10 protein-coding genes and 2 pseudogenes are annotated in these 10,354 nt (G+C 42.7%); 9 read left to right on the top strand and 3 right to left on the bottom strand.

What is annotated here, in order from left to right; all coding sequences use genetic code 11:
• Positions 1–424: 424 nt before the first annotated feature.
• Together ACTHRH_RS25110 and ACTHRH_RS25105 are read left to right on the top strand one after the other, a co-directional pair.
• On the top strand, positions 425–769 hold the full coding sequence (locus ACTHRH_RS25110) for an ArsR/SmtB family transcription factor (protein WP_379289798.1): 345 nt from the start codon (positions 425–427) through the stop codon (positions 767–769).
• A gap of 25 nt (positions 770–794) precedes the next feature.
• Entirely contained in the window at positions 795–1,313 is a 519-nt protein-coding gene (locus ACTHRH_RS25105; protein ID WP_379289800.1) for an SRPBCC domain-containing protein, read from the top strand.
• Between the two features lie 229 nt (positions 1,314–1,542).
• Here ACTHRH_RS25105 and ACTHRH_RS25100 read toward each other — a convergent pair whose 3' ends face one another.
• Entirely contained in the window at positions 1,543–2,244 is a 702-nt protein-coding gene (locus ACTHRH_RS25100) for an aspartate/glutamate racemase family protein (RefSeq protein ID WP_440418175.1), read from the bottom strand.
• A gap of 288 nt (positions 2,245–2,532) precedes the next feature.
• Between ACTHRH_RS25100 and ACTHRH_RS25095 the strand changes: the two genes are divergently transcribed.
• Together ACTHRH_RS25095 and ACTHRH_RS25090 are read left to right on the top strand one after the other, a co-directional pair.
• Positions 2,533–3,087, top strand: a complete 555-nt coding sequence (locus ACTHRH_RS25095) for a dihydrofolate reductase family protein (RefSeq protein WP_440418173.1) — start codon at positions 2,533–2,535, stop codon at positions 3,085–3,087.
• Positions 3,088–3,351: 264 nt separating this feature from the next.
• A pseudogene (locus ACTHRH_RS25090) lies at positions 3,352–3,573 on the top strand (hypothetical protein); the annotation flags it as partial.
• A gap of 439 nt (positions 3,574–4,012) precedes the next feature.
• Here the strand turns inward: ACTHRH_RS25090 and ACTHRH_RS25085 are convergent.
• Positions 4,013–4,435, bottom strand: a complete 423-nt coding sequence (locus tag ACTHRH_RS25085) for a DoxX family protein (protein WP_440418178.1) — start codon at positions 4,433–4,435, stop codon at positions 4,013–4,015.
• A 44-nt stretch (positions 4,436–4,479) separates the two neighbouring features.
• Positions 4,480–4,648 (bottom strand): annotated as a pseudogene (locus ACTHRH_RS25080) (transcriptional regulator); the annotation flags it as partial.
• Between the two features lie 308 nt (positions 4,649–4,956).
• Between ACTHRH_RS25080 and ACTHRH_RS25075 the strand changes: the two are divergent.
• From ACTHRH_RS25075 to ACTHRH_RS25055, 5 genes are all read left to right on the top strand, one after another.
• Positions 4,957–5,196, top strand: coding sequence for a helix-turn-helix transcriptional regulator (locus ACTHRH_RS25075; RefSeq protein ID WP_440418171.1), 240 nt, complete (start codon positions 4,957–4,959; stop codon positions 5,194–5,196).
• Between the two features lie 31 nt (positions 5,197–5,227).
• Positions 5,228–6,196 carry a LamG-like jellyroll fold domain-containing protein gene (locus ACTHRH_RS25070; RefSeq protein WP_440418169.1) on the top strand — a complete coding sequence of 323 codons (969 nt, stop codon included), beginning with the start codon at positions 5,228–5,230 and terminating at the stop codon, positions 6,194–6,196.
• A 358-nt stretch (positions 6,197–6,554) separates the two neighbouring features.
• Positions 6,555–7,997: a serine hydrolase domain-containing protein gene (locus ACTHRH_RS25065; protein WP_440418167.1), complete on the top strand. Its 1,443-nt coding sequence runs from the start codon at positions 6,555–6,557 to the stop codon at positions 7,995–7,997.
• Between the two features lie 389 nt (positions 7,998–8,386).
• Positions 8,387–9,631 carry a recombinase family protein gene (locus tag ACTHRH_RS25060; protein WP_440418165.1) on the top strand — a complete coding sequence of 415 codons (1,245 nt, stop codon included), beginning with the start codon at positions 8,387–8,389 and terminating at the stop codon, positions 9,629–9,631.
• A 206-nt stretch (positions 9,632–9,837) separates the two neighbouring features.
• The gene (locus tag ACTHRH_RS25055) at positions 9,838–10,284 is read left to right on the top strand and encodes a hypothetical protein (RefSeq protein WP_440418163.1); all 447 of its coding nucleotides are present in this window, start codon (positions 9,838–9,840) and stop codon (positions 10,282–10,284) included.
• Positions 10,285–10,354 lie beyond the last annotated feature (70 nt).

Here is a 10,354-nt window from a genome sequence, read left to right as displayed (position 1 = left end):
AAAAAAATGAATTGGCAAGGGTCTAGTTTCGTATTGCCTAAAAGTTACTTTAAGCGTATCTAGATTTTCAAGGTAGTCATTTGTCTTACCTCTTGGTTCCTCATAGGCCGTTCTTTAATAGTATCCTTTGAAACTGCTAAACTTGAATTAACAGATTCTACTAAAAGGAACGAAAAAAATTTACCATACCCTTCCTATTAAAATATCATAGAATTGGTCTTTCTTACATCAGGGGGAAGCGTTGCAAATTGCAAAATTGTAAAATAGTAAATGGTTTGTTATAAACCATCCTAATAAATTTCGAATATTACTTGAAAGTTATATACCATTTTTGTTATATTGCATATAGTAGTTGTTATCTGATGAGAAGGAGCTGATACTCTGCATTATATGATCGAGGACTTATAAGAATGAGGTGATTCGCATGCCGGTAGAAGCCCCAAAAATGGATGTCACAACCCTCAAGGCATTAGCGGAACCTAACCGATTAGCTATCATTGAATTATTGCGGGAATCCCCTTTAACGGTTGGCGAAATTTCCCACCAGATTAAACTAAGTCAACCCCACACTTCTAAACATTTAAAAGTGCTGAGTGATTGTGGGATTGTGAAGGTACATGCTAAAGCTAACCGTCGATTTTACAAGCTTAGACCCGAGCCCTTTCAATCCTTGGAGTCATGGATCAAGTCATTCCAAGGAATTATGGAGGAAAGATTCGATAATTTGGATCGTTTACTGAAGGAGCTAAAGAATGAGGGAGAATTCTAACAACAGAAAATAGGGAGGAATTACAATGTCCAAACATGAAATGATTTCGAGAGTAGAAAATGATAAGGTGCTTGTGTTAGAGCGTGTGTTTGATGCCCCGCGGGAGTTTGTGTTCAAACTGTTCAAAGAACCAGAATACTTAAAGCGTTGGTGGGGTACCCATGGATGGGAACTGCCTGTTTGCAACATCGATTTTCGACCAGGCGGTGTTTGGCATTACTGCATGAAGTGTGTGGATCAAAATCAGGAAGAGTATGGTATGGAATCTTGGAACAAGACAATTTATAAGGAAATTGTGGAGCCAGAGAAAATTGTCTACACTGATTATTTCTCAGATAAAGATGGCAATATTAATGAAGCTATGCCCGCACCTGAAGTGACAATGGAATTCATTGATTTGGGAGCAGAAACAAAATTGGTCAGTCGTTCAGTATTCGATTCAGAGGAATCTCTCCAAGCGGTTCTCGACATGGGATTGCTGGAAGGCATTACTCAAACCTGGGATCGCTTGAACGAGCTTGTAGAAACACTGAAGAAAAATTAAAGTTCGCATTATAAATAGATTGGTAGAAAAGGAGCACCGCAGAAAGGTGCTCCTTTCGAACTGGTCATCCGTTTTAAACTGTTCCGCCGTTTTCGTCAGGTCAAGCATAGAGTGATTCAGTTCATCTGACTTACCCGCCACACGGCTCTTCTCCACCCTCCAAGACCCGGGGGATCACCATCACTTATGATACGGTTTTCCTCGCTGTCCATAACGGATACCTTTCATCTTACTCCTCGTCTCCTAACGCAAAATCAACGGCAGCCTCGGCATGAAGTCGTGTTGTATCATAAATCGGGATACTGCAGTCTTCTTGCGAGATGAGCATTGTGATTTCCGTACATCCGAGAATAACAGCTTCCGCCCCCTTACGGATAAGACTGTCAATTATGTCTAAATATTTTTTCTTTGAATGTTCATTTATAATGCCAAGACAAAGTTCGTGATAAATGATATCGTGAATGACCACTCTATCCGCTTCATCCGGAACAATAACATCAAGTCCAAACTGGTTGATAAGTCTACCTTTATAAAATTCTTGCCCCATAGTAAAAGCGGTCCCTAACAAAGCCACGTTCTTTATTTTATCGCTAATAATTTTATTTGCTGTTGCATCTGCAATATGAAGTAACGGAATCGATACCGAGTTCATCACTTCCAACGCCATCTTGTGCATCGTATTCGTGCATATGACTATGACATCTGCTCCGCCTGCTTCAAGTTTTTGTGCCGATTCAATCATGACCTTCGTTGCCTCTGTCCAATTTCCTTGATGCTGGAGATCCTTGATTTCTTGAAAATCTACGGAATACAGCAAACTTTTTGCTGAGTGGTGTCCGCCTTTCCTTTCTTTTACCCTTTCATTAATGATTTGGTAATAGAGCAAGGATGATTCCCAACTCATGCCGCCTATAAGTCCTATTGTCTTCACTACCTACTCACATCCCATCCTTTTTCATCTTATTTTGGCATAAGTATTTCTAGTTTGCATTAAGATGGATCAAACTTGCCGCCGAGGTCTATATTTTTAAGGGTTAAATAATAATGGCAGTACAGAAAAGTACTTTTTTTAATGATTGATGAGAATCCACGTAGAAGAAATGCTGTATTGCTTTTCGGGGAATCGCTCAGACGGAGAGCTCTCTTTTATTTATATGACAATAGGTGACATATATGAGGTCTATAATGGGTGGTAGATTAACGAAAGGAGTAACAATTCATGAAACGAAAAATAATTTTAGATTTAGCTGTTACTTTAGATGGGTTTATCGAAGGAAAAGATGGTGAAGTTGATTGGTGCATTATGGACTCTGAGATGGGGTTTAATCATTTTTTAAATCAAATTGATACCATTTTATATGGAAGAAAAAGCTATGATTTATGGGGACAATTTACTCCGGAACTTGAACATGCGGATTCTGAAAGAGAATTTTGGGAATTGGTTCATAGTAAAGAGAAATATGTGTTTTCCAGGACGCAGAAGGGGACGGATAATAAAGCAATATTCATAAATGATAGTATTCTTGAAAAAGTAAATGAATTAAAGAATAAGCCTGGTAAAGACATCTGGCTATATGGTGGAGCAAGTCTTATTACAACTTTTATCAATTTAGGACTTGTTGATGAATTTAGATTATCTGTTCACCCTGTTGTTTTGGGAGAAGGAAAACCGCTGTTTGTGGATATAAAACAGAGATTGAATTTAAAAATCGTTAGTACAAAAACGTTCTCCTCAGGTGTAGTACAACTAATTTATCATTTGGACGAGAACTAATCACTTCGCATATTCCAATGATAAAACCCGTTAGTTTCAGACTAACCGCGGCGGCAAGTCTAAGGCTTTTTTCCGGTCTTCGATCGCCGCTTTTTCATTACACCGAAAGCTTAGAAAATAGAACTCCGAGGTGGAGAGGCTATGAAAGTCAATGATATCGTAATTGAAGGAGCACGCGAGAATAACCTTAAAAACGTGAATGTCCGCATCCCGAAGCATGGACGAGATCCGGCGGTTGTTCGCAACCGCTAACAAGGTGAGCCTCTTATGGACATTATGAACCGCTTGGTCGACGGGGGTAATACGGTGGTGGTCATCGAACACAACCTGGATGTGATCAAGAGCGCAGACTGGATCATTGACATGGGTCCTGAGGGCGGCCACCGGGGTGGCCGAATTGTATTCGAAGGCACTCCTGTCCAGCTCGCCGCTGCCGAGCATTCGATAACGGGGGCGTATTTGCGCAAGGCAGAAATCGGCCAATGAGCGTCTTTCTGACGGGGTACGTTGTAACGGACCCAATAGAGGATCGATTTAGCTCGGAAAGATAGTATAATCATAAGATTAGGAGCAGGGACCCGCGACGACCTGATCCTGATCTTTGAACTTTTTGCCATTTTGCTTGTGATAAGGATCATCGTAACATCTATAGAGCGAAATCAAGAGAATTGCCAAAAGCCTGCTACAGGGTGTTGTATCTCGGTCGCCCCTATTATAGCGAAGATATAGAGTGATCCAAAACCAAAAGTATAATTGTAATCATGTTGAACCAGCGTTTCGGGGTAACCATCTTCATACTTTTAACATTACTTCACTTTTAGCAGATTCATAATCAGGGTACCATTCACACGTAAACCAGCTAGTTCTACTACTTCAATCAACGATATAGAACATTTGCATCTCGCCTCTAATCTCTTTATGTCCATTAGAGTTTGCGGCTTTTCGGACGCAACGCCCAGGAGGCGATGACAAGCGCAGCATAGACCAGCGGAAGAATGATATGGAATCCGTAATCGCCGTAATCATTAGCAAACGCATGAGATAAAGCCGCACCCGTCATGAGAAAAAAGATACCGCTATAGGCCCATTCCTTAAGCCGGGGCAAACCTGGCACTATAATCGCAATGACTCCAAGCAACTTCCAAGCTCCAAGAATATTCGTGACATATAACGGGAAACCAATATCGGTCACTAAATCGACATTTCCCCCATATCGCATCAGCTGCCCGATTCCGCTTAATGCAATTGAGAATGCGAGTATAATGGTAACAGTCCAATAAGCGGCCTTCCGTCCAATAGAGCGGGATTCTACCTTCGTGTTTTTTTCATGAGCAATGGGCGCACTCATTTTCATTCCTCCTCTGGCCTAGTTTATTTTTTAACAACCGGAATCTACATTTCCCCATATACGAAGCCGTCTCGCTGCCCCATCTCAACCGTTGCATTTGGCCCACCGACATAGGCGAAAATTCGGCTTCCGGCAAGACTTGACTAAGGCAATGCCGGTAAGCATACTACTCAACTCATCAGCCGTCTTCCCTTCGCCTTTAATGACGAGGTGCCATCATAAACACTCCCTTTTTTGATTTGGTCAAATGCCTTTATAGTTGATGTGTTTATCATAATCACTAATCATGTCAAATTATGATACTGTTTTAGAAGACAACGCCATCACAAAAGTCCCCTAGAATTCATCTCTAGGGGAACAAACATATACAGCATCTTTCTCCACTATCCGAACAGTTTTCTCGTGAGTTGACTACTCAACTGCCGGTTGAATACCACCCCTTTCACTCAACTAACAGATGCTATAATTCCCCAAACACATCCACTATAATGTGGTTAATAATGACGAAGGGGTGACAGGGGATGAGCTTGAATTATAGTAAAAATTTGTCGGAACAAATCAGCAAACTCCGAAGGCAGCGAGGTATGACCCAAGAACAGCTTGCCAATCGACTCGGTGTAAGCTATCAAGCCGTAAGTAAGTGGGAAAACGAGCAATCTTGTCCAGAAATCACATTGTTGCCTTTGCTGGCCGACTTGTTTGAAATCACCCTGGATGACTTATTCGGCAGAAAAGGAAATGCGGTGAACATATCTGTTTAACGGAGGGACGCAAGACAGCAGCGGGAACGAAATGCACGGGCAGTTAACAGGAGCTACGTTGTGCGCGGATCGATTTGGTCAGCCGAATAGTGCCTATTACTTTGACGGTAGGGATGATTATATCGTCCTTAATCCTGCTCCACCGATTAATAAAGAAGCTTTCACCATATCAGTGTGGTGCTACTACGATGCCAATTCGAGACAAGAGGGCTGGAATGGTGCCATTGTATCTCAACACGGGAATCGCAAAAATTATTCATTCCAACTTAGTACTTGCAATGCGCATATCACCTGTCATCGGTTTTTGATCGATCCTGATTTAAGCGTAGCTGCGCCACTCCAAAGGGAGTTCTGGTATCATATTGTAGTCACCTATGAACATCAGACATTCCGACTTTACAAGAACGGTAAACTGGAACGCGAACAATATGGCCTGTTCAAGCCAGATCCTGAAGAACCGATGTATATCGGTAGAAAAGCATCTGAGGAACCGTATTTCTTCTTCCATGGTAAAATTGACGATTTGAGAATATACGATCGGGTATTGCCAGAGGAGGAAATTCTGGCTCTATTCCTGGAACAAGGCTGGGAACCGATACAGGAACCGATACTGCCCGTCGTGGATGAGAAAGATTACCCCATTCTGGAATGCATCGATCATGTTCAGATGCTCGTCCTGAAGGATCATATTACTGCAGCAACGGAATGGTATAAGAAGTACTTGTCATTCAAGCCGTTAATCGAGCACAAAGACAGTTTTTATATGCTCTCGTTGTATAAAGGAGCCTCTCTCCTGCTGCACAGCGTATCGGAATTGCCCCCTCAAACCGGAATCACTCCTTTTGTTTTCAGGACGAAGCGGACAATTGAAGATGTATCACAACAGCTCCTTTCTGACGGTGCTACAATCTTGGAGGTTCGAGAAGAGGTGTTTGCCAGCTTTTTGAGTTTTTTGGACCCGTTTGGTTACAAATGGATAGTAATTCGAGAAAAAAGATAGCGTCTCAGGAACCTCTTCCATAAAACTTGCCGTCACTTATGATACGGTTCAGCATATCATCTATAAAACGAACTTAACTCCTATCAAAAGAACTCGTCCATAAGGTAATAATCTCCCATATTATTATTGTTTTTCGGAAATCGCCTCAAAATGCTTTTTGTGTTCCTAGCAAAATAGTTCGTAGTAAGTAGAAGATTATGGTAGCAATCAAAATTTGTTTATCGTATGATTTTCACATAAAATAAGATTTTGCAGTAATAAGCTTCATAATATATATCTTATTACACTTTAGGGGAATAAGGCGTACTGCGGATTATTTATATTTTCCGTACGGGAGTTTTTTCGGAATGGAGAGACTATGAAAAAAATTATTGTCTTTATGATTGCATTACTTATACTGTTCACCGGATTCGCAACACCAAGTTATGCATTATCAGATTCGCAATCTGATTCAATACAAACATTGTTGGATGATGCAAGCCGTATATCAGGGGTACCGGGAATATCAATCTCCATACTTGCGAACAATGAAGTGCTCTTCTTTTCTTCCGGGTACGCAGATCGTGAAAAGGGACTGTCGGCAAGTGAAAATACTCTATATGAGCTGGCTTCGGTAAGTAAAGCTTTTACCGGCATGGGTATTCTGCTGATGGAAGAACAAGGACTGCTATCAATGTCAGACTCTATCCAGAAATATTTGCCTTGGTTTACGTTAAAGTATCAGGGGAAACACGTTGATATGCAAAGTATTACACTCAATAACTTTTTACACCATACTAGCGGCTTAACAAATGGCAGTCACAGTCAAAACATTCCACAAGGCAATACGCCGGATATGTTGCAAAAAACCGTAGAAATGCTCGTAGATTCTGAATTGTCGTTCTATCCTGGTGAGCAGTATAATTATGGAACTGTTAATTATGACGTATTAGGTCTGGTTATTGAGATTGTGTCGGGACAAAGCTATGAAGACTTTATGAGGGAACAGGTATTTCAGCCGTTGGGTCTTCACCAGACGTATGTTTATAAAGAAGATGCTCAAGCTACCGGACAGTTGGCACAGGGCTACCGTTCTTCCTTTTTTAGGACAACTCCATATAACGCGCCGGATTATTCCGGGAATAAACCCGCAGCCTACATCATTTCTTGTACAAAAGATATGGCGCGTTGGATGGGCATACAGATGGGTATTGTGCAGGACATACCTGAAATATTCCATACGGTTATCAAAAAATCACATCAGGGTAATATGTCTGTTCCGGCTGTCAAAGAAATGTATTATGCGGCGGGCTGGTTGGTAAACGCCAACCAAACGATTATAGAGCACCCAGGGGGCAATCCCAATTTCGGAACCGAAGTGGTCATACTGCCAAATGAACGAACAGCCATCTGCTTGCTGACCAACGGCGAAAATATCAATAGAAGCTTGGTACTAAAAGTTAAAGATATATTAGACGGCAATCTGACGCAGTCATATGAAATAAGCGGCACACAGCTTTTGGACATCATTTTGTCGTCTGCCACAATTATTCTTTGCCTATTGGCTGTTCTGTTCTTTCTCTTAGGATTACGCAGAAGGAAAACGAATGAGCGGCAGCCAATGACAAAAAAGCGAATAATCGTAACAGCTATTTTGCTGATTGCTACGATTGTCCAGTTTATAATGTGCTATGCATTAGATTGGTCATCGATACTTATTTGGCGAACATATAGTGTTCTTACAGCTTTGATTTCATCGGCATTATTAACAGCAAGCATTACATGGTTTGTATACACTCACCGATATAATGCCTCGCTCTGAAAATAAGCATTTCATTCGTTCGCCTTATTGAAAAAACGCGAAGATTTCTTTTAATGAGAAAACAATATCTGCAAAAAGGAAGTGCCAGGCACCCCCTGTTTTTCGCCCTACTTGTGATACGGTTCAGCTTAACGGGTCTATCGGCGAAAAATGTGCCTCGGCGCATAACGGCCAATCTTTCCCACCTGATCCAAAGACAATGACCAAGCCTCCATAACATACTTAAAAAGACCACCGATCGGCGGCCTTATATTGATGATTCAGCTATCGTTACCCGTTAGCGTAATGATCATCTTGATGATAGCGGATTGTATACGTACTCCCGTTAATATTCGTGTATTTGTTATAAATTTATTGCCCCAGGTTCTTTATCTTCTGCACTACAAATAATGGCTCCAACACCTGAACATCTGGTCCGTAGCTCAGCAGCATCCCGTTCGGAAAACTTCGACACCATCACATCTATGGGGAAGTTCGCCCTTCAAATGATGGGTGCGGTCGGTGAGCTTGAACGAAACACGATTGTCGATAACGTGAAAATGGGCATGAAACAGAGAGCAAAGAAGGGCGAACATAATGGAAAACTGCCGCTGTGGTATCAAGCTGTTGCTGACTCCAGCAACCTTTTCAAGCGTTCCAAGGCTGTTGTTATCGTACCGGAGGAAGCCATTATCATCCGAAAGATATTCGGGCTTTACGCTGCTGGGCGTGGATTAAAGAGTATCGCCAACGAGCTAAATCACAGCGGCTATAAGACCAAGACAGGTAACACCTTCTCCATGTCTGCAGTGAAGGAAATTCTGAGTAACCCGTTTTACAATGGTAAAATCCGATATAACCGTTATGAGAACTGGAGCAACAAGCGAAGGCGAGGTAAGAGCGAAGAACCGATTATTGCCGATGGGAAACATGAGGCCATTATTCATGATGCGTTATGGGAAAAAGTCCAGTTTCTTCTCCAGAAGAAGTCGTTCACGCCATCCCGCATCTTCGACGGTGAGTTCCTGTTGTCCGGGTTAATCCGCTGTCCGAAGTGTGGTGCGGCGATGGTCGCCAGCCGTACCCGGAGCAAAGCAAAGACTGGAGAAATCGTGAACCGCCTGTATTACTCGTGTGGAGCGTTTCGAAGCAAGGGAAGCAGCGTGTGTTCAGCCAATAGCATTCGGAAACAGGATGCTGAGGATGAAGTCATGAATCGGCTAGCGCGGGTACTGTCCAAAGACCGCATTCTAAAAGCCATCGTGGACAAAATGAACCATCGGCTCGCGACCCGAACATTACCGCTCCAAGCGGAGCTAGAACACATTAGAAGCCAGTTAGAACAGGCTGAGTCCAGAAAGCGCCGTTATCAAGATTTAATCGAGCAAAATAATCTCGATAAATCACTCGTTACTGAGCGAATGCAGGAGATACACGCCGATTTGGTTAAGTTCCGGGCGGAGAAGTCCCGTTTGGAGCTTGAACTAACCGAAGACAGTAGCTCTCCTGTCGTTTTCGAGCAAGTGCGTGAGCTGATTGCTGGATTTCATCAAGCGCTCATCGCCGCGCCATTTGAACAGCGAAAAACGTTGTTGCACCTGTTCATTAAGCGAATTACGATGAATACAAGCAAGAAGATCGACATCGCCATCTAAAATCATGAAAACACTTTCATAACTGCTCGCCTTAGCGATTATGGGGTGAGCAGTTGTTTTTATGGAGACAGCGCATAGAAGCGCATCACGAACCGTTCCCCCTGTGTGAATCGAGCCTGTAAAAGCACTATAGCTTTACTCCACGTAAGGCTCATGTGTCGCGGCTGTATATTACGGTTATACAGTATTTTCGATACGGGGTGAACATGATGGCGAGAAAGCAAGAACAAGCCAAAGAGACAAGTAAACACGCGCCGGGGAAGCTAAATCAGTTGGTGGAATGGAAGAAGCGGCCTTTCTTGGACAAGATGATTGACAATGGGATTCCTGCGAAGGAACTGGTGGCGTGGTGTAATGACAATGGATTCCCGATCAGCCTTCCCACTATGAATTCGTACAAGAAGCGGCGTAATGAAGCTATTGCGAACGGAATCACGATGGAACTGCTCCAGTCCAAGCTTCATGAGGAGAGCATAGAGAGAAAGATTGACGGGATGAAGAAGGCGTACACAAAGGCACACCAGCGGCGCAAGGAGAAGCGTGCTCAAACCAAGGTGAAGATTGATCAGGAACTAGCAGACCAAGACAACCCGAAGCGCATCAGACACGATCTGGAACTGCTGGACGAAGTAATTCAAAAGGGCTTTTGTTAATGCTAACGCATAATGCCCTGAGATTGACGGTGTAAGTTGTCCTGCTATTGACGGTCAATCTGACCAGTTT

Source organism: Paenibacillus sp. SAFN-117 (assembly GCF_051966115.1).
Classification (GTDB): domain Bacteria; phylum Bacillota; class Bacilli; order Paenibacillales; family NBRC-103111; genus Paenibacillus_L; species Paenibacillus_L residui.
The sequence above is the reverse complement of the archived record's forward strand: the minus strand, read 5'-3'. Positions and strand labels throughout refer to the sequence as shown.

Coding starts and splice junctions, on each gene's coding strand:
- ACTHRH_RS25110 (WP_379289798.1), top strand. CDS start 425: ATGCCGGTAGAAGCCCCAAAAATGGATGTCACAACCCTCAAGGCATTA.
- ACTHRH_RS25105 (WP_379289800.1), top strand. CDS start 795: ATGTCCAAACATGAAATGATTTCGAGAGTAGAAAATGATAAGGTGCTT.
- ACTHRH_RS25095 (WP_440418173.1), top strand. CDS start 2,533: ATGAAACGAAAAATAATTTTAGATTTAGCTGTTACTTTAGATGGGTTT.
- ACTHRH_RS25085 (WP_440418178.1), bottom strand. CDS start 4,435: ATGAGTGCGCCCATTGCTCATGAAAAAAACACGAAGGTAGAATCCCGC.
- ACTHRH_RS25075 (WP_440418171.1), top strand. CDS start 4,957: ATGAGCTTGAATTATAGTAAAAATTTGTCGGAACAAATCAGCAAACTC.
- ACTHRH_RS25070 (WP_440418169.1), top strand. CDS start 5,228: ATGCACGGGCAGTTAACAGGAGCTACGTTGTGCGCGGATCGATTTGGT.
- ACTHRH_RS25065 (WP_440418167.1), top strand. CDS start 6,555: ATGAAAAAAATTATTGTCTTTATGATTGCATTACTTATACTGTTCACC.
- ACTHRH_RS25060 (WP_440418165.1), top strand. CDS start 8,387: ATGGCTCCAACACCTGAACATCTGGTCCGTAGCTCAGCAGCATCCCGT.
- ACTHRH_RS25055 (WP_440418163.1), top strand. CDS start 9,838: ATGATGGCGAGAAAGCAAGAACAAGCCAAAGAGACAAGTAAACACGCG.